This window comes from Mycolicibacter algericus DSM 45454, assembly GCF_002086455.1.
GTDB lineage: Bacteria > Actinomycetota > Actinomycetes > Mycobacteriales > Mycobacteriaceae > Mycobacterium > Mycobacterium algericum.
Window position 1 is genome coordinate 67,568 of the sequence record NZ_MVHC01000017.1, and the last position, 17,949, is coordinate 85,516.

General features: G+C 70.0%; 17 protein-coding genes, 1 tRNA gene and 1 pseudogene. 8 read left to right on the forward strand and 11 right to left on the reverse strand.

The window, feature by feature from the left end:
- Nucleotides 1–36: 36 nt before the first annotated feature.
- The 10 genes from pth to BST10_RS15475 form a co-directional block, all read right to left on the reverse strand.
- Nucleotides 37–621 (reverse strand): aminoacyl-tRNA hydrolase, encoded by a 585-nt coding sequence (gene pth, locus BST10_RS15430; RefSeq protein WP_083038778.1) that lies wholly within the window; start codon nucleotides 619–621, stop codon nucleotides 37–39.
- 12 nt (nucleotides 622–633) lie between these two features.
- Complete coding sequence (locus BST10_RS15435; RefSeq protein ID WP_083038780.1) at nucleotides 634–1,269, reverse strand: 50S ribosomal protein L25/general stress protein Ctc; 636 nt, start codon at nucleotides 1,267–1,269, stop codon at nucleotides 634–636.
- Between the two features lie 133 nt (nucleotides 1,270–1,402).
- Nucleotides 1,403–2,275, reverse strand: coding sequence for an oxidoreductase (locus BST10_RS15440; RefSeq protein WP_083038814.1), 873 nt, complete (start codon nucleotides 2,273–2,275; stop codon nucleotides 1,403–1,405).
- A gap of 20 nt (nucleotides 2,276–2,295) precedes the next feature.
- Nucleotides 2,296–2,565, reverse strand: a complete 270-nt coding sequence (locus BST10_RS15445) for a hypothetical protein (protein WP_083038782.1) — start codon at nucleotides 2,563–2,565, stop codon at nucleotides 2,296–2,298.
- The gene (locus BST10_RS15450; RefSeq protein ID WP_083038784.1) at nucleotides 2,565–2,930 is read right to left on the reverse strand and encodes a heme-binding protein; all 366 of its coding nucleotides are present in this window, start codon (nucleotides 2,928–2,930) and stop codon (nucleotides 2,565–2,567) included. The genes BST10_RS15445 and BST10_RS15450 overlap by 1 nt, the downstream gene beginning before the upstream one ends.
- Nucleotides 2,931–2,994: 64 nt before the next feature.
- Nucleotides 2,995–3,651: an LpqN/LpqT family lipoprotein gene (locus BST10_RS15455; RefSeq protein ID WP_165757203.1), complete on the reverse strand. Its 657-nt coding sequence runs from the start codon at nucleotides 3,649–3,651 to the stop codon at nucleotides 2,995–2,997.
- Nucleotides 3,648–4,001: an arsenate reductase (glutaredoxin) gene (arsC, locus tag BST10_RS15460; protein ID WP_083038786.1), complete on the reverse strand. Its 354-nt coding sequence runs from the start codon at nucleotides 3,999–4,001 to the stop codon at nucleotides 3,648–3,650. Before arsC ends, BST10_RS15455 begins: the two co-directional genes overlap by 4 nt.
- A gap of 1 nt (nucleotide 4,002) precedes the next feature.
- Nucleotides 4,003–4,983, reverse strand: coding sequence for a ribose-phosphate diphosphokinase (locus BST10_RS15465; protein ID WP_083038788.1), 981 nt, complete (start codon nucleotides 4,981–4,983; stop codon nucleotides 4,003–4,005).
- Nucleotides 4,984–5,091: 108 nt separating this feature from the next.
- The gene (gene glmU, locus BST10_RS15470; RefSeq protein WP_083038790.1) at nucleotides 5,092–6,582 is read right to left on the reverse strand and encodes a bifunctional UDP-N-acetylglucosamine diphosphorylase/glucosamine-1-phosphate N-acetyltransferase GlmU; all 1,491 of its coding nucleotides are present in this window, start codon (nucleotides 6,580–6,582) and stop codon (nucleotides 5,092–5,094) included.
- A gap of 65 nt (nucleotides 6,583–6,647) precedes the next feature.
- Nucleotides 6,648–6,719 (reverse strand) — tRNA-Gln (locus BST10_RS15475).
- An 85-nt stretch (nucleotides 6,720–6,804) separates the two neighbouring features.
- Here BST10_RS15475 and BST10_RS15480 point away from each other — a divergent pair.
- The 3 genes from BST10_RS15480 to BST10_RS15490 are packed head-to-tail and all read left to right on the forward strand — an operon-like array spanning nucleotide 6,805 to nucleotide 12,019.
- A complete protein-coding gene (locus tag BST10_RS15480; protein ID WP_013827924.1) occupies nucleotides 6,805–7,407 on the forward strand; it encodes a TetR/AcrR family transcriptional regulator in 603 nt (200 codons plus the stop codon).
- A 59-nt stretch (nucleotides 7,408–7,466) separates the two neighbouring features.
- On the forward strand, nucleotides 7,467–11,138 hold the full coding sequence (gene mfd, locus BST10_RS15485; protein WP_083038792.1) for a transcription-repair coupling factor: 3,672 nt from the start codon (nucleotides 7,467–7,469) through the stop codon (nucleotides 11,136–11,138).
- Nucleotides 11,135–12,019, forward strand: a complete 885-nt coding sequence (locus BST10_RS15490; protein ID WP_083038794.1) for a nucleoside triphosphate pyrophosphohydrolase — start codon at nucleotides 11,135–11,137, stop codon at nucleotides 12,017–12,019. Before mfd ends, BST10_RS15490 begins: the two co-directional genes overlap by 4 nt.
- A gap of 28 nt (nucleotides 12,020–12,047) precedes the next feature.
- Here BST10_RS15490 and BST10_RS15495 read toward each other — a convergent pair whose 3' ends face one another.
- On the reverse strand, nucleotides 12,048–13,553 hold the full coding sequence (locus BST10_RS15495; RefSeq protein WP_083038818.1) for a PPE family protein: 1,506 nt from the start codon (nucleotides 13,551–13,553) through the stop codon (nucleotides 12,048–12,050).
- A gap of 144 nt (nucleotides 13,554–13,697) precedes the next feature.
- Here BST10_RS15495 and BST10_RS23855 point away from each other — a divergent pair.
- From BST10_RS23855 to BST10_RS15515, 5 genes and pseudogenes are all read left to right on the forward strand, one after another.
- A pseudogene (locus tag BST10_RS23855) lies at nucleotides 13,698–14,324 on the forward strand (DUF2275 domain-containing protein); the annotation flags it as partial.
- A 183-nt stretch (nucleotides 14,325–14,507) separates the two neighbouring features.
- Nucleotides 14,508–15,068, forward strand: coding sequence for an RNA polymerase sigma factor SigC (gene sigC / locus BST10_RS23860; RefSeq protein WP_232062651.1), 561 nt, complete (start codon nucleotides 14,508–14,510; stop codon nucleotides 15,066–15,068).
- A gap of 133 nt (nucleotides 15,069–15,201) precedes the next feature.
- Nucleotides 15,202–15,936: a lytic transglycosylase domain-containing protein gene (locus BST10_RS15505; protein WP_013827929.1), complete on the forward strand. Its 735-nt coding sequence runs from the start codon at nucleotides 15,202–15,204 to the stop codon at nucleotides 15,934–15,936.
- A 112-nt stretch (nucleotides 15,937–16,048) separates the two neighbouring features.
- Nucleotides 16,049–17,338 (forward strand): phosphopyruvate hydratase, encoded by a 1,290-nt coding sequence (eno, locus tag BST10_RS15510; protein ID WP_013827930.1) that lies wholly within the window; start codon nucleotides 16,049–16,051, stop codon nucleotides 17,336–17,338.
- 18 nt (nucleotides 17,339–17,356) lie between these two features.
- A partial coding sequence (locus tag BST10_RS15515; protein WP_083038798.1) for an FtsB family cell division protein occupies nucleotides 17,357–17,949 on the forward strand: 593 nt, incomplete at its 3' end.

The window sequence follows — 17,949 nt, forward strand, 5'->3', positions numbered from 1 at the left end:
GTCCCGGATTGGGGGCTTTCGCGACTGCTCGTGCCACTAACCCCAAGCGTGCACGATGTTCTGCGCGGGTTCCAAGCCCAGTTCGATCAGCAACTCGGCGGCGTCGGCGGCCTGCTCGCAGATCGTCGGCAACTCGTCGCGTTCCCGCGCACCAAACGGCTGCAGCACGAACGCCGCCGCATCCTGCCGCCCTGGCGGCCGGCCGATCCCCAGACGAACCCGCTGAAAGTCCTTGCTGCCCAACACGATTGCGATTGATCGCAGCCCGTTGTGGCCACCCTCGCCGCCGCCCTGTTTGAGCCGGATCCGGCCGTAATCCAAGTCCAGATCGTCGTGGATCACCACCACGCCGGCCGGCGGCACGGAGTAGAACTTGGCCAGCGGCCCCACCTGGCGACCTGACTCGTTCATGAAACAACGCGGACGGGCCAGCACCACCGGGCGCCCGCTGAGTCGCCCGGTGACCACGTCGGCGCCGGACTTCTTGTGCAGCTTGAACGCCGACCCGATGCGCTGGGCGAGCAGGTCGACGACCATGAAGCCCACGTTGTGCCGGGTCCGGGCGTAGGTCGGCCCCGGGTTGCCCAGGCCGACCACCAGCACCGGTGGTGACTCGGCCACGTCGTGCTCGACCTACTCGGCCTCGGGGGCTGCGGGCTCGGCGGCGGCTTCGCCGGGTGCCTCGCCCGCCGCCTCGGCCTCGGGCTCCTCCTCGACCCGCGGCTCGAGCACGTTGACCAGCAGCAGTTCCGGGTCGGACACCAACGTCACACCCTCAGGCAGCTCCAGGTCGCCGGCGGTGACCTGGGTGCCGGCTTCGGCGCCCTCGATGGAGATTGTCAGCTGCTCGGGAATCGAAAGCGCCTCGGCCTCGATCTCCACCCAGGTGGCGTCCTGGGTGACCAGCGTGCCCGGGAACGACTCGCCTTCGAGGACGATGTTCACCTCGACGATGACCTTCTCGCCGCGCTTGACCACGATCAGGTCGGCGTGCTGGATGGTGCGACGGATCGGGTGGATGTCCAGGGCCTTGGTCAGCGCAAGCTGCTCGGTGCCCTCGATGTCGAGGGTGAGCACCGCGTTCGCGCCGCTGTTCCGCAGCACGGCCGCGTAATCGCGCGCATGCAACTCCAGGTGCTGCGGGTCGGTGCCGTGGCCGTAGAGCACGGCGGGCACCTTGCCGTCGCGGCGGGCCCGGCGCGAGGCGCCCTTGCCGGTCTCGGAACGCACCGCGGCGGTGAGCTTGTTCGGGGTGGGGGTCTTGGCCATCGGTACTCCTGTGGTTGCTGCGGGGTGCATGGGGCACGGCCAGATCGAGGCAACCATCAGGTCTTCGTCGATAACGGCGGCCGAAGCTGGCCGCCCTCGCCGTGACGCTCGATCAGGCTAGCGCATCAGCGCGTCAGAGCGGAAATTGCACCCCGGTGAGCTGCTCGGACAGGTCCCACAGCCCGGCGGCGGTGGAGCCGCGCTTGGCCAGCAGGCTGCGGCCCACCGACCCGGTGCGGCCGAGGAAGGCGAACCGCGGTCCGACGAAGGTGTTGCCCGACAGATCCTGGGCAGCCGCGTACAGGGTCTGGCGCGCCCCGAAGTCGGGGCTGGTGGCCAACAGGCCGTTGCCGATCGTGCGCATCAGCGCGTCGCCGACCCGATTGCCGGTGTGGCCCTGCAGGTTGGTGCTCGAGTAGCCGGGGTGGGCGGCCAACGCGAGCAGCGGCGAGCCGGCCGCCACCAGCCGGCGCTGCAACTCGCTGGTGAACAGCAGGTTGGCCAGCTTGGACTGGCCGTAAGCCAGCCACGCGCGATACCGCCGCGACTCCCAGTTCAGATCTTTCAGGCTCACATAACCCATCCGGTGCATGAACGACGACACCGTGACCACCCGGTCGGTGAGCTTGGGCAGCAGCAGATTGGTCAGCGCGAAATGGCCCAGATGGTTGGTGCCGATCTGGCTCTCGAAGCCGTCAACGGTCGTCGAGTACGGCACCGCCATGATCCCGGCGTTGTTGATCAGCACGTCGACGGCCGCGGTCTCCTCGGCGAAGCGCCGCACCGAGGACAGGTCAGCCAGATCCAGGGCGCGGACCTTGAGATCGCCGGGCATGCTGGCCGCGGCGGCCTGGCCCTTGCCGGTGTCGCGCACGGCCAGTGTGACGCTGGCCCCCACCCGGGCCAGCTCACGTGCGGTCACGGCTCCCAACCCACTGTTGGCGCCGGTGATGATCACGGTGCGTCCGGAAAACGAGGGCAGATCGGCAGCGGTCCAAGAGGCCATGGCTCCCACTTTAAGGGTGCTCAGTGGCAGTTGTTGGTGTCGATCCAGCGGCCGTTGTAGCCGACGCAGGTCTGCACCGGCGGCGGGGGAGGCGGTGGCGGGGGCACGTCCTCGGGCAGCGGGGCGTAATAAGCCGGCGGCGGCGTGAGGTCGGTGCACGTGCTGACATGGAATCGGCGGCCCACGCCGACACACACGTCGGCGACCGCGGTGCCGGCCGGTGTGACGACGACCATGCCCGGCAGCACGATCAGTGCCAGTGCCGCCGCGGCGCGGATCCGGCGTGTCATCACTGGCCTAACAAGCCGTGGTCGGCTTCGGGCAGTTCGCAGCGGCTACGGAAGTCAACCAGCGGCCGGCGGATACCCAACAGGTCGGTGTGGGCCTGCGGGTTGTCCGCGAAGTAGCCGCGGATGGCCTCAGGCACCTCGTCGTCGGGCCGGTCGCGCAGGCCGGAGTAGAACGCGTTGACGTCCGGATGCGCGAACAGGTAACCGGAGGTCGATGCGGCGACGCCCGCGGTCACGTTGGCCAGATCTGCGGCGGTGCAACCCGGTGGCGGGTCGGCCATCGCGGCGGGTGTCAGCAGAACCGTGGTGGCTGCGGTTACGGCGAGACCGGCGAACAGCCCGGGCGACCGGCGGGCAAGGGGCATCGTGGAACTCCCTTCAGCAGGCGGGGTGCGTCGCACTGTAGCAAGCCGCGGAAGGGATTCGGGGTCACTTCGCGGCGACGGTGAATCCGTTCATGATCGCCTCGACGTCGGCGGCCTCCTTGGGCGCCTGTTCGTTGAAGCTGGTGATCGCCAACTGCACCAGGTAGCGCTGGTCGTCCGGTGCCGACCCGGTGGCGATCACCATCCGGAACCAGCTGTGCAGGCGCTGGCCGTCCATGTCGTGGGTGCCCTGGACCATCGACGACGGGAAGCCCTGGTAGTCCTCGTTGGAGGCGTCCAACAGCCGGAAGTTCTTCGCCAGCTGGGCGTCGACCACACCGTGCTTGATGGCTTCGTGCGAATCGAAGTTGCCGGTGAGTTTGACCACGCTCAGGATCGCCCGCGGCAGCTTCTCGCCCTTGCCGATGACCAGGGTGGTCGCCGGCAACATATCGTTCTCCTTCTTCGCCCAACCCGGCGGCGTCGGGATCGACACGGTCAGGTCGGTCAGCGCGTTGGGGGCCACCGCCTCGGCGGCCACCCCCTTGTCCTCCAGGAAGCGCCCCACCGTCACCGGCGGCTGCGGCGCCTCCGACGTGGTGCTGGTGGTAGTACCGTTCGACCAAATCGATTGATAGTCGGGGGTTTTGGCGCCGCATCCGGCCGCGGCGATCGCCAGCGCTGCGGTGCACGCCAGGGCCGCCCAGCGCAGCGAGGTCACAGTATCTCGCGGACCGCGTCAATCGGGCGGGCCAGCCGGGTGCCGTTGCCGGTGACGACGAACGGTCGCTGGATCAGGATGGGGTTCGCGGCCATCGCGTCGAGCAGTTCGTCGTCGGAGGCGTCAGCCAGGCCGAGCTCGGCGTAGACCGACTCGCCGGTGCGCACCGCGTCGCGCACCCCGATTCCGGCGTCGCGGATCATGACGGCCAGCTCCGCACGCGACGGCGGGGTCTTCAGATACTCCACGATGGTCGGCTCGATACCGTTGTCGCGCAGCAGTTCCAGCGTCTTGCGTGAGGTGGAGCAGCGCGGGTTGTGGTAGATGGTCACAGTGTCGTCGCTGGCCATTTTAGGCTTCTCCATTGAAAAGTCCGGTGACCGAGCCGTTTTCGAATACCGCCCGGATGGTGCTGGCCAGCAGCGGGGCGATCGACAGCACGGTCAGCTGGGCGAACTGCTTGTCCTCGGGAATCGGCAGGGTGTTGGTGACGATCACCTCGCTGGCGCCGCAGGACGCCAGGCGCTCGGCGGCCGGCTCGGACAGCACCCCGTGGGTGGCCGCGATGATCACGTCGCTGGCGCCGTCCTCGCGCAACAGGTGCACCGCGGCGGCGATGGTGCCGCCGGTGTCGATCATGTCGTCGATCAACACGCACGTCTTGCCGGCCACCTCACCGACCACGCGGTTGGACTTGACCTGGTTGGGCACCAGCGGATCACGGGTCTTGTGAATGAACGACAGCGGAACCCCGCCCAGCGAGTCCGCCCACTTCTCGGCGATGCGCACCCGGCCGGAGTCCGGGGAGACCACCACCATGTCGGAGTCGGCGTAGTTCTCCTTGATGTAACCGACCAGCAGCGGCTGCGCGCGCATGTGGTCGACCGGTCCGTCGAAGAAGCCCTGGATCTGATCGGTGTGCAGGTCCACGGTGACGATCCGGTCGGCGCCGGCCGTCTTGAGCAGATCGGCCACCAGGCGGGCCGAGATCGGTTCGCGGCCGCGGTGCTTCTTGTCCTGGCGGGCGTAGGGGTAGAACGGCACGATCGCGGTGATCCGTTTGGCGCTGCCGCGCTTGAGCGCGTCGATCATGATCAGCTGTTCCATCAGGTGCTTGTTCAGCGGCGCCGGGTGCGACTGCAGGACGAAGGCGTCACAGCCGCGTACCGACTCCTCGAACCGCACGAAGATCTCGCCGTTGGCAAAGTCGCGGGCGGTCTGCGCGGTCACCGGGACGTCCAGTTCTTTGGCGACCTGATCGGCCAGCTCCGGGTGCGCCCGACCAGCGAAGAGCATCAGGTTCTTGCGGTTGTCTGTCCACTCGTGGCTCACGCGCTGCCCCCGCCGTTGGAGATCTGGGAAATTGATCGAGTTAATTCGGGCCTCATGGTACGTAGTCCGTCGCGCGATTTCGCCCCGGGCTCCCCAACGCGATCAAGCTCACGATGCCTCATCCGGGTCGGCCGCGAGGGCCTTCTCGGCCGCCCGCGCCGCCGCGCTGCCGGGCCGCTTGTGCTGCACCCAGTTCTCGATGTTGCGCTGCGGGCCGGCCGACACGGCCAGCGCACCCGGTGGCACGTCGTCGCGCACCACCGTGCCTGCGCCGGTGTAGGCACCGTCGCCGACACTGACCGGCGCGACGAACATGGTGTCGGAGCCGGTGCGCACATGCGAGCCGATGGTGGTGCGCCGCTTGTTCTGGCCGTCGTAGTTGACGAACACGCTGGACGCGCCGATGTTGGAGTGCTCGCCGATGTCGGCGTCGCCGACGTAGGTCAGATGCGGGACCTTGGTCCCGGTGCCGATGGTGGAGTTCTTCGTCTCGACGAACGCCCCCAGCTTGGCGTCGGCGCCCAGTGCGGTCCCGGGCCGCAGATAGCTGAACGGTCCGACCGTCGCCCCGGCTCCGATCCACGACGACGCGGCGTGGCTGCGGATCACCGAGGCGCCCTCGCCCACGGTGACATCGGCCAGCGTGGTGTCCGGACCGATCTCGCAGTGCGCACCGATCACGGTGGTGCCGAGCAGCTGGGTTCCGGGTGCGACGGTGGTGTCGCGCCCGATCGTCACGTCCACGTCGATCCAGGTGGTGGCGGGGTCGACGACCGTGACACCGGCCCGCTGATGGGCGGCGATCAGCCGGCGGTTGAGTTCGGCCGCCAACTCGGCCAGCTGCACCCGGTCGTTGACGCCGGCCACCAGGGCGGCGTCGTCGACGTGGCGGGCGTGCACCACCTGGCCGTCGCCGCGCACGATGCCGATCACGTCGGTCAGGTACAGCTCGTGCTGGGCGTTGTCCGAGCCCAGCCGGCCCAATGCGGAGCGCAGCGGCGCGATGTCGAAGGCGTACACCCCGGCGTTGACCTCGCGGATCTCGCGCTGCGATTCGGTGGCGTCGGCCTGTTCGACGATCGCGGTGATCTCACCGTCCTGGGTGTGCAGGATCCGGCCGTAGCCGGTGGGGTCGGCCATCGTCGTGGTCAGCACGGTGACCGCCGCCGGGGCGGCGCGATGGGTGTCGACCAGCGCCCGCAGCGTCGCGGTGTCCAGCAGCGGAATGTCGCCGGAGGTGACCACGACGGTGCCGGCGAAGTCGTCCGGCAGCGCCGACAGGCCGCACAACACCGCGTGCCCGGTGCCCAGCTGCTGGTCCTGCCGGGCGATGTCGATGCGGCAGTCCAGGGCCTGCGCCAGCTCGGCCACCGGCCCGGCGATGCGTTCGTGGGCGTGGCCCAGCACCACCACCAGGTGACGGGGGCTGACCCCGGCGGCCGCGCGCAGGCAGTGCGACAGCATGCTGCGCCCGCCCAGCGTGTGCAGCACCTTGGGGGTGTCGGAGACCATCCGGGTCCCGGCCCCGGCCGCCAGCACGATGACGGCGTCCTGGCGGTCGGCACCCTGGGGCGAGGGAGCGTGTTTGTGCGTCGACACGCCGTCTAGCCTGTCATTCTGCGCCCGCTCGTGCCAAAGGGTGGGCGAAAACCATGCAGGAGACGCTCCGTCGCCAGGACTCGAACCTGAACTATCTGAACCAAAATCAGAGGTGCTGCCGATTACACCACGACGGATGGATTGCAAGGAGACTCTACCGAACTGGATATCCTGGGCACTGTGGCTGCTCTGGACAGGGATGGCAGGCCCCCGCGGGCCCGGATGACCGGCAGCGAGCGTCGGCACCAACTCATCGACGTCGCGCGCTCGCTGTTCGCCGAGCGCGGCTACGAGGGCACCTCCATCGAGGAGATCGCGCTGCGCGCCAACGTGTCCAAACCGGTCGTCTACGAGCATTTCGGCGGCAAGGAGGGGTTGTACGCCGTGGTGGTCGACCGGGAGATGTCGGCGTTGCTGGACGGCATCACCACCTCGCTGACCAAATCGACCAACAACCAGTCCCGGCTGCGGGTCGAACGGGTCGCCCTGGCGCTGTTGACCTACGTCGACGAGCACACCGACGGTTTCCGGATCCTGATCCGCGATTCCCCGGCGTCGATCAGTTCCGGCACCTATTCGACCCTGCTCAACGACGCGATCGGTCAGGTGTCCTCGATCCTGGCCGGCGACTTCTCCCGGCGCGGACTAGACCCCGAGACCGCGCCGCTGTATGCCCAGGCGCTGGTCGGTTCGGTGTCGATGACCGCCCAGTGGTGGCTGGACGTGCGCGAACCCAAGAAGGAAGTGGTGGCCGCCCACCTGGTCAACCTGTGCTGGAACGGCCTGACGCACCTCGAGGCTGACCCGACCCTGCACGACGAATAAGGCATGCACCGCAACGCAAATCGGCGTCCGGGCAGCCACCGCCTAGAATTACCCGCATCATGACCGCACCGGGGCACGCCAGCCCAGCCACCCCGATCGCGGGGCTCGTCGAAGCCGCACTGAGCGCGCCGACCTTCGTCGATCTCATCGAGCGCGCCGACAGCCGGCCCGCTGAACTCAACCTGGTGGGCCCGGCCGCGACCAGGCCGTTCGTCGCCGCCGCAGTGGCCCGCAACACCCCGCTGCTGGTGGTCACCGCCACCGGCCACGAGGCCGACGACCTGGCTGCCGAGCTGCGCGGCGTCTACGGCGACACCGTGGCGCTGTTCCCGTCCTGGGAGACGCTGCCGCACGAGCGGCTCTCCCCGGGGGTGGACACCGTCGGAGCCCGGATGCTGCTGCTGCGCCGGCTGGCACGGCCCGACGACGCGCACCTGGGACCGCCGCTGCGCGTGGTGGTCACCACGGCCCGGTCGCTGCTGCAGCCGATGACGCCGCACCTGGATGCGATCGAGCCGGTCACCCTGACCGTCGGCGAGGTGACCCCCTTCGAGGCGGTGATCGCCCGGCTGGTCGAGCTGGCCTACACCCGGGTGGACCTGGTCGGCAGACGCGGTGAGTTCGCGGTGCGCGGCGGCATCCTCGACGTGTTCCCGCCGACCGCCGAGCACCCGGTGCGCATCGAGTTCTGGGGCGACGAGATCACCGAGATGCGGCCGTTCTCCGTGGCGGATCAACGCTCCATCCCCGAGATCGACGCCGGCACCGTGGTCGCGGTGGCCTGCCGGGAGCTGCTGCTCACCGACGACGTCCGCGCCCGCGCGGCGCAACTGGCCGGCGATCACCCGCGCACCGACAACACCGTCACCGGCGGTGTCGGCGACATGCTCGCCAAACTCGCCGAGGGCATCCCGGTCGACGGCATGGAGGCCCTCGGCTCGGTGCTGCGGCCCGGACCACAGGCACTACTGACCGATCAGCTGGCGGCCGGCACCCCGGTGCTGATCTGCGACCCGGAGAAGGTCCGCGCCCGCGCCGGCGACCTGATCAAGACCGGCCGCGAGTTCCTGGAGGCGTCCTGGTCGGTCGCCGCGATCGGTGGTGACGCGCCGATCGACGTCGAGCAGCTGGGAGGTTCGGGATTCCGCGACCTCGCCGAGGTGCGCAAGGCGGCGCTGGACGCCGGGCATCCGTGGTGGACACTGAGCCAGCTGCCCGACCCGGAGGCGATCGAACTTGAGGTGCGCCCGTCACCCTCGGCGCGGGGCCGGCAGCGCGACATCGAAGCGATCTTCGCCATGCTGCGGGCGCACACCGCGACCGGCGGAGCCGCGGCGATCGTGACCCCCGGCGTGGGCACCGCCCGCAGGCTGGTCGAGCAGCTGGCCGAATCCGAGACCGCGGCAACGCTATTGGAGCCCGGTACGGCCCCGCAACCCGGCGTGGTCGGGGTATTGCAGGGCCCGCTGCATGACGGCGTGGTGATCGGCGGCGCCAACCTGGTGATCGTCACCGAGACCGACCTGACCGGAAACCGGGTCGCCGGACCGGAGGGCAAGCGGCTGGCGGCCAAGCGCCGCAACGCCGTCGACCCGCTGGCACTGACCGCCGGCGACCTGGTGGTGCACGACCAGCACGGCATCGGCAAGTTCGTGGAGATGACCGAGCGCACCGTGGGCGGGGCGCGACGCGAATACCTGGTACTGGAGTACGCCTCGGGCAAGCGCGGCGCCAACGGTACCGACAAGCTCTACGTCCCGATGGACTCGCTGGATCAGCTGTCGCGCTACGTCGGCGGCCAGGCCCCGGCGCTGAGCAAGCTCGGCGGCAGCGACTGGAGCCAGACCAAGACCAAAGCGCGCAAGGCGGTCCGGGAGATCGCCGACGAACTCGTCGCGCTCTACGCCAAACGGCAGGCAGCGCCCGGTCACGCGTTCGCCCCGGACACCCCGTGGCAGGCCGAGATGGAGGACGCGTTCGGGTTCACCGAGACCGTCGACCAGCTCACCGCGATCGGCGAGGTCAAGGCCGACATGGAAAAGCCGGTCCCGATGGACCGGGTGATCTGCGGCGACGTCGGCTACGGCAAGACCGAGATCGCGGTGCGGGCGGCCTTCAAGGCCGTCCAGGACGGCATGCAGGTCGCGGTGCTGGTGCCCACCACGCTGTTGGCCGATCAGCACCTGCAGACGTTCAGCACCCGGATGGCCGGATTCCCGGTCACCGTCAAGGGCCTGTCGCGGTTCACCGACGCCCAAGAATCCAAGGCGGTCATCGCTCGCCTGGCCGACGGCTCCGTCGACGTGGTGATCGGCACCCACCGGCTGCTGCAGACCGGGGTGCGCTGGAAGAACCTCGGCCTGGTGATCGTCGACGAGGAGCAACGGTTCGGCGTCGAGCACAAGGAGCACATCAAAGCGCTGCGGACCCACGTCGACGTGCTCACCATGAGCGCCACCCCGATCCCGCGCACCCTGGAGATGAGCCTGGCCGGCATCCGGGAGATGTCGACCATCCTCACCCCGCCCGAAGACCGCTACCCGGTGCTGACCTATGTCGGCCCGCACGACGACAAGCAGGTGGCGGCGGCGCTGCGCCGCGAACTGCTGCGCGACGGCCAGATCTTCTACGTGCACAACCGGGTCAGTTCCATCGACGCGGCCGCCGCCCGGGTGCGCGCGCTGGTGCCCGAAGCCCGGGTCGTGGTCGCGCACGGCCAGATGCCCGAGGAGCTGCTGGAGACCACCGTGCAGGGCTTCTGGAACCGCGAATACGACATCCTGGTGTGCACCACGATCATCGAGACCGGCCTGGACATCTCCAACGCCAACACCCTGATCGTCGAACGCGCCGACACCTTCGGGCTCTCGCAGCTGCACCAGCTGCGGGGCCGGGTCGGCCGCAGCCGGGAACGCGGCTACGCCTACTTCCTCTACCCGCGGGACACGCCGCTGACCGAGACCGCCCACGACCGGCTGGCCACCATCGCCCAGAACAACGAACTCGGCGCCGGGATGGCAGTGGCGATGAAGGACCTGGAGATCCGCGGCGCCGGCAACGTGTTGGGGGTGGAGCAGTCCGGGCACGTCGCCGGGGTGGGCTTCGACCTGTATGTCCGGCTGGTCGGCGAGGCCGTCGAGGCGTATCGGGCGGCCTTCAACGGCGAGACGGTCACCAGCGAGGAGCCCAAGGACGTCCGCATCGATCTGCCGGTCGACGCCCACCTGCCGCCGGAGTACATCAACTCCGACCGGTTGCGGTTGGAGGCCTACCGCCGGCTGGCCGCCGCCCCCGACGATGCCGCGATCAGCGCCGTGGTTGAAGAGCTGACCGACCGCTACGGGCCGCTGCCGGAGCCGGCGGGCCGACTGGTCGCGGTGGCCCGGTTGCGGCTGTTGTGCCGCAGTGTCGGTATCACCGAGGTCAGCGTGGCCTCGGCGACCACCTTGAAGCTGGCCCCGATGACGTTGCCGGACTCCGCCCAGTTGCGCCTCAAGCGGCTACACCCGTCGGCCAGTTACCGCGCCACCACCGCCACCGTGCAGGTTCCGATACCTCGCGCCGGCGGTGCCGGGGCGCCCGTCGGTGCGCCGCGCATCCGCGACGTCGAGCTGGTGCAGATGGTGGCCGACCTGATCTCGGCGTTGGACGGAAAACCCGCAGGCCGACTCGACATGGCGGGAGCGGCGCCGGGCACTCGGGACCACGCCACGGCGGCCGGTCTGCCATGACCGTCGTGCTGGTCGATCCGCGCCGGCCCACGCTGGTGCCGGTGGAAGCCCTGGCGTTGCTGAGCGCTGACGTGGTCTACACCGAGGAGCTGCCGGTGGTGGTGCCGTGGTCGCTGCCGGCCGCCCGATCGGTGCTCTCCGGCGGAGACGCGACGGGCGCGGTGCTGCTGTCCTCGGATCGCGACCATCCCGCCGTCGTGGCCCGTCTGGCGGCCGGTGAGACGCTGATCGCCGCCCCGGACGCCCCGGCGGGGGAGCGGCTGCTCGACGCGGTGGCGATCATGGACCGGTTGCGCACCGCCGGCCCGTGGGAGAGCGAGCAGACCCATGATTCGCTGCGACGGTTCCTGCTGGAGGAGACCTACGAGTTGTTCGACGCGGTTCGCAGCGGCGACGCCGACGAGCTCTGCGCTGAACTCGGTGATGTGTTGCTGCAGGTGCTGTTTCACGCGCGCATCGCCGAGGACGCACCGGAGCACCCGTTCGGCATCGACGACGTCGCCGCCGCGTTGCTGCGCAAGCTGGGCAATCGGGTGCCGGCGGTGCTTGCCGGCGAGGAGATCTCGCTGGACGACCAGGTGGCGCAGTGGGAAGAACGCAAGGCACTGGAGAAGCGGTGCCGGGACTCCCTCATGGACGACCTACCCACCGCGCTACCGGCCCTGGCGCTCGCCCAGAAAGTATTGCAGCGGCTCACCCGTGCCGGTGTGCCCGCGGACCTGATCCCCGCCGCGGTGACATCGATCTCCGTCGCCGCCGATATCGATGCGGAAAACGACCTGCGCACAGCGGTTTTGGAACTCATGGATACCGTCCGCGTGGCCGAGAAGGCGATCATCGGCGAGCCCACCGCGGAACAGTGGCGCGCGCACTGGCCTTAGCAGCCGCCCCGACCCAACGTCCCCGCGGTCAGCTTCGGTTTTCGGCCCAGCCGCCCGGCAGCAGCGGCATCCGCGGCTCGGTGTCGAACGTGTCGCCCTCGAGAACCGTGATCCCGGCCGCTCGGCGTTGCACGTCGGTTGCCGTGCCGGTGAAGCCCAGCGCACCGGCACCGGAAGCGGATGCGCCGGGTTGATCCCAGTCCGGGGTCACGCCGATGTTCATGTCCATGTACTCGTCGCCGAACCCGTGCTGCCGGGTGCGGCGCCGCCGACGGCGCCGCTGGGCTTCGCGTAGCGCGGCGGCTGCCGCGGGTGCGGCTTGGCTCTCCGAGGCCGCCTCCTCGGCGCTGCGGGATCGGCGGGCGCCGGTGCTCTGTCGTGCCGAGGCCGAGGCGCTGCTCACCAGGTACATCGACGAAGTGGGCCCGAAACCGACGCCCGGGCCGCCGCCTGCCGCGCCGCCGGCCGGCATCCCACCGGCGGCGGAAGCGGCCGGGCCGGCCGAGGAGATCGTGCCGGTGGTGGCGGGCACTTGTGCGCCCGCCGGTACGGTGGCGCCCACTGCGACAGCAGCGCCGGCGCCGCCCGCCACCGGGGCCAGCGGCGCCGGTTCGACCACCTGGTCGGCCCCGCCCGCCGCGCCGATCGCGCCGAGCGCACCGAGTCCGGCGGCGGCGGCAAGGAGGCCCGGCGCCGCCGCCATCATGATCGGGATCGCCATCTGCACCGCGATCTGTCCCATCGGCCACAACAGCATCAGGGTGTGGAAGACGGTCCATCCCAGGGAGCTGGCCAGAATCGGGGACATCCCCGGGATCTGTAACAACATCTCGCCGATCGCGCTGGCGAAGGGAAACGCCTCGACCGGATATCCGTCGACACCCAGCAGCGACCACAGCCACTTCGCGACCGGGTCCGAGAAGCCCATGTTGATCTCTCGGAGCAGGTCGGCGATCTGTTGTTCCCAGCTCACATCGGCGACGGCTTGACCTGCCGGATCCACGACCGCGGGTGCGGGCGTGGCCACCGGGACCGACGCCAGTGCCGACCCGGCGACAGCCTGGTAGACGGTCATCATCTCCGCCGCCTGGATCCACATCCGGACGTAGTCGGCTTCGTTCAGCGCGATCGGGATGGTGTTGACCCCGAAGAAGTTGGTCGCGACCAGCGTCGCGTGCACGGCGTGGTTGGCGGCCAGTTCGGCCAGCGTCGGCATCCCCGCCAGCGCGGCGGTGTAGGCGGTGGCCGCCGTCTGGTGCAAGGCGGCGGCCGCGGCGCTCTTGGCGGCGCTGTCGGTCAGCCAGCTCAGGTAGGGCAGGTGCGCGGTCGCGTACTGCTGGGCGCTGGGTCCCTGCCAGGCGCCGGACTGCACGCCGGCGAGCACCGCGTCGAGTTCGGCGGCCACCTCGGTGTACTCGGCGCTCATCAGCGACCAGGCCGACGCCGCCTCCAGCAGCGGGCCGGGCCCGGGTCCGGCGCTCAACAGCGCCGAGTGCACCTCTGGTGGCGACGCCAGCCAGACCGGTGCGGTCATGAAGACACCTTCCTTTCCGATTCCCCGGCGATCCCGATCTTGTTCTTCTCCACCAGTGGTCGCCTCATCGACCGGTTTGGTTCCCGGCCCGGTGAATTTTTTGGCCCCTTTGTTTCCCGGCGCCGAATGAGCGACTATGGCGGCATGCGGTGCGAGGTGGTGCGGGAAACCCTGTCGGCGCTGCTCGACGGTGAGCAGCAGGAGTTGAACGCGCAGCAGGTCGACGCGCATCTGGCGTCGTGCCGCGGCTGCCGGCGCTGGCTGGTGGGTGCGGCCGCACAGGCCCGCCGGTTGACCACGATCGAAACCGGCGCCGATGCGGCGGCCGGCCCTGACCTGGCCGCACAGATCCTGGCGGCCGCCGGCGTGACTTCGGTCACCGACCAGATCGTGTCCGGTCGGTGGACGCGCTGGGGCTACCGCCGGCTGGCGCTGATCGCCGTCGGGGTGCTCCAAGTCGCCATGGCGCTGGCGCAGATCGCCGGGGTGGACTTCGGGATGGTGTCGGCGCACGGTCACGGGGCCGCCACCGGCGCGCATTTGCTGCACGAGTCGACTGCGTGGTTGTTGGCGCTGGGCGGGGCGATGATCGCGGCCGGCGTCTGGCCCGGCGTGGCGGCCGGCGTCGCCGCGATCGCTGGGGTATTCGCCCTGGCATTGAGCGGATATGTGGCCATCGACGCCTACCACGGTCAAGTGACCGCGGCGCGGATCGCCAGTCATCTACCGGTCCTGGTCGGCCTGCTGTTCGCTTTGCTGGTGGCGCGTCACCGGGCCGGTGGCGCCGGCCCGCGGACGCGGGACGACGCCGTGGCGGATGCGCTGCCGCCGGCCGACACCGGCCATGCCGGCCAGCGCCGCGGCCGTCGCCATCTGCGGTCGGTCAACGGTCCGAACGGCCCTACGACCATGCGTCGTAGGAGCGGGCAGCGGCCGGGTCTAGGGTGGTTGTTCATGGCGGGAGTTAACCGGGGCGACGACGACGCTGTCACCGCACTCGCACTTGCCGCCGCAGCCGGGGACTCCCGCGCGCTGGAGGCGTTCATCAAGGCCACCCAGCACGATGTTTGGCGGTTCGTGGCCTACCTGTTCGACGGCGGCAACGCCGACGACCTGACGCAGGAGACCTTCCTGCGGGCGATCGGCGCCATCCCGCGGTTCTCCGGACGCTCCAGTGCCAGGACCTGGTTGCTGGCCATCGCGCGCCGGGTGGTCGCCGATCACATCCGTTACCTGCGGTCGCGTCCGCGCACCGCGCCCGGCGCCGACCCCGAGCTGCTGCTCAACCGCGAGCGGCCCAGCCGCGGCTTCGAGGACGTCGTCGAAGTGAACACCCTGATCGCAGGACTCTCCGACGAGCAACGCGAGGCGCTGTTGCTGACTCAACTGTTCGGCCTGTCCTACCAGGACGCGGCCGCAGTGTGCGGTTGCCCGGTGGGCACCATCCGCTCCCGGGTCGCCCGCGCCCGTGACGCGCTGCTCGCCGATCCGGAACGCGACGAGCTCACCGGTTAATCCGCTCGGATTCGGGCTGGCCGGAGGGTTGTTTCCGGATCCGGGCCGATGACGCGAGCCGGTGACGGCGGCCACTGACGCCGCGGTCATGGAACGATGGACACGGATCAGGGTTTCGAGGTTGGGGAGAGCGGTGTCAGCGCGACGTTGGCTGCGGACCACTGCGGTCGTGGGTGCGACGGCCGTGTTGTTGGCCTCCAGTTGCAGCTGGCAGCTCGGTAACCCCATCCCGCAGGGGGTGCCACCACCGCCCGGTGACCCGGTCCCGCCGGTCAACACCCAGCTGGTGGCCGGGCGTCCGGCCGACCAGCTGTATCACTGGGCCGCGGAGCGGGCGGCGGTGCTCGATATCCCGGTGACCGCGCTGGAGGCCTACGCCTACGCCGCGCGGGTCGCCGAGGTGGAGAACCCCAACTGCCACCTGAGCTGGACCACGCTGGCCGCGATCGGCCAGATCGAGAGTCACCACGGCCGCTATAACCACGCCACGGTGGCGCGCAACGGCGACGTGCGACCCAAGATCCGGGGCGTGCGGCTCGACGGGTCCGGCGGCACGCTGCACATCGTCGAGAGTCTGCAGCCAGACCTGGCCGACGACGACGGCGTGGTGCGCGCGATGGGCCCGATGCAGTTCATTCCCGAGACCTGGCGGCTCTACGGTGTCGACGCCAACAACGACGGCATCATCAGCCCGGACAACATCGACGACGCCGCGCTGTCGGCGGCCGGCTATCTGTGCTGGCGCGGCAAGGATCTGGCGACCGCCAAGGGCTGGATGACGGCCCTGCTGGCCTACAACGATTCGGAGATCTACGCCCGCGCCGTCCGGGACTGGGCCGCCGCGTACGCGGCCGGACGGCCCTTGTGAGGTGTGTGTGAGGACTGCGGCGGGCAACACCGTTTAGGCTCCCCGATAGACCCCAATAGGCTCCCCCCATAGTTTTAAGACGGCCAGCCCCACCCAGCTCAAGGAGAAGTCAGTGCCCATCATCCAGCAGGTCGGCGCCCGCGAGATCCTCGATTCCCGCGGCAACCCCACGGTCGAGGTCGAGGTTGCGCTGGAGGACGGCACGTTCGCCCGGGCAGCGGTGCCCTCCGGAGCCTCCACCGGCGAGCACGAGGCCGTCGAGCTCCGCGACGGCGGCTCCCGGTACGGCGGCAAGGGCGTGCAGAAGGCGGTCACCGCGGTGCTGGACCAGATCGCGCCCGCGGTCATCGGGATCAGCGCCGACGACCAGCGGTTGGTGGACCAGGCGCTGGTGGATCTCGACGGCACCCCGGACAAGTCCCGGCTGGGCGCCAACGCCATGCTCGGGGTGTCGCTGGCGGTGGCCAAGGCCGGCGCTGACTCCGCGGCCCTGCCGCTCTACCGCTACCTCGGCGGCCCCAACGCCCACATCCTGCCGGTGCCGATGATGAACATCCTCAACGGTGGCGCGCACGCCGACACCGGCGTCGACGTCCAGGAGTTCATGGTGGCCCCGATCGGCGCCCCCAGCTTCGCCGAGTCGCTGCGCTGGGGTGCGGAGGTCTACCACGCGCTCAAGGCGGTGCTCAAGAAGCAGGGGCTGTCCACCGGGCTGGGTGACGAGGGCGGCTTCGCCCCCGACGTCGCGGGCACCACTGCGGCGCTGGATCTCATCAGCACCGCGATCGAGTCCACCGGATTCACGCTGGGCACCGACGTGGCGTTGGCTCTCGACGTCGCGGCCACCGAGTTCTACACCGAGGGCAGCGGCTACGCGTTCGAGAAGCAGAACCGTAGCGCCGCGCAGCTGACCGAGTTCTACGCCAAGCTGCTCGACAACTACCCGCTGGTCTCGATCGAGGACCCGCTGTCGGAGGACGATTGGGACGGCTGGGTGGCGCTGACCAACGAGATCGGGGACCGGGTGCAGCTCGTCGGCGACGATCTGTTCGTCACCAACCCCGAACGCCTCGAGGAGGGCATCGAGCGAGGCGCGGCGAACGCGCTGCTGGTCAAGGTCAACCAGATCGGCACCCTGACCGAAACCCTTGACGCGGTGACGCTGGCCCATCACAGCGGCTACCGCACCATGATGAGTCACCGCAGCGGCGAGACCGAGGACACCACCATCGCCGACCTCGCGGTGGCCGTCAGCAGTGGCCAGATCAAGACCGGTGCGCCGGCCCGCAGTGAGCGGGTGGCCAAGTACAACCAGTTGCTGCGGATCGAGGAGGAACTCGGCGACGCCGCCCGCTACGCCGGCGAGCTGGCCTTCCCCCGCTACGCGCCGGAGAGCCGATAGTCCGTCGGGGCGCTGGGAATGTCCGATCCGAAACGGCCCGAGAAGCGGCGCGCCGCGACGTCGCGGCCGGGCCGGGCCGGTGAGACGGGTCGGGCGCGCCCGAGCCGCCCACCGGCGGTTCGCCGCGGACCGGCCGGCTCGCGCAGCGCGCCGGAGCCACCGGCCCAGCCCGTCAAGCGGGCCGTTACGGCGGCCGCGGACCAGCGCTCGGAGCTGCGGGTCGGTTTCACCGCGCGGCGTGCGGTCATCCTGGCCGCGGTGATGTGCGTGCTGACCTTGACGCTGGCCGGGCCGGTTCGCACCTTCTTCGCCCAGCACGCGGAGATGAAGCAGCAGTCCCAGCTGGAAGCCATGCTGCACGGCCAGATCGCCGACCTGCAGCAACAGAAGACCAACATGGATGATCCGGCGCACATCCGCGCCCAGGCCAGGGAGCGGCTCGGCTTCGTCATGCCCGGCGAGATTCCCTATCAGGTGCAACTGCCGGCCACCGCGGAGGTGCCGGGCGAGCCGGGCGCCGAACCGGACATGATCGGCCCCAGCGGCGAGCCCTGGTACACCTCGCTGTGGCACACCATCGCCGACGTTCCACATCCCCCGCCCGCCCCGGC

Bases quoted from the DNA above. Each gene is read 5' to 3' on its own strand.
- BST10_RS15450 (WP_083038784.1), bottom strand. From the start codon at position 2,930: ATGCCCCTTGCCCGCCGGTCGCCCGGGCTGTTCGCCGGTCTCGCCGTA.
- mfd (WP_083038792.1), top strand. From the start codon at position 7,467: ATGACCGCACCGGGGCACGCCAGCCCAGCCACCCCGATCGCGGGGCTC.
- BST10_RS15435 (WP_083038780.1), bottom strand. From the start codon at position 1,269: ATGGCCAAGACCCCCACCCCGAACAAGCTCACCGCCGCGGTGCGTTCC.
- arsC (WP_083038786.1), bottom strand. From the start codon at position 4,001: ATGGCCAGCGACGACACTGTGACCATCTACCACAACCCGCGCTGCTCC.
- BST10_RS15495 (WP_083038818.1), bottom strand. From the start codon at position 13,553: ATGACCGCACCGGTCTGGCTGGCGTCGCCACCAGAGGTGCACTCGGCG.
- BST10_RS15480 (WP_013827924.1), top strand. From the start codon at position 6,805: ATGACCGGCAGCGAGCGTCGGCACCAACTCATCGACGTCGCGCGCTCG.
- BST10_RS15445 (WP_083038782.1), bottom strand. From the start codon at position 2,565: ATGACACGCCGGATCCGCGCCGCGGCGGCACTGGCACTGATCGTGCTG.
- sigC (WP_232062651.1), top strand. From the start codon at position 14,508: ATGGCGGGAGTTAACCGGGGCGACGACGACGCTGTCACCGCACTCGCA.
- BST10_RS15490 (WP_083038794.1), top strand. From the start codon at position 11,135: ATGACCGTCGTGCTGGTCGATCCGCGCCGGCCCACGCTGGTGCCGGTG.
- BST10_RS15440 (WP_083038814.1), bottom strand. From the start codon at position 2,275: ATGGCCTCTTGGACCGCTGCCGATCTGCCCTCGTTTTCCGGACGCACC.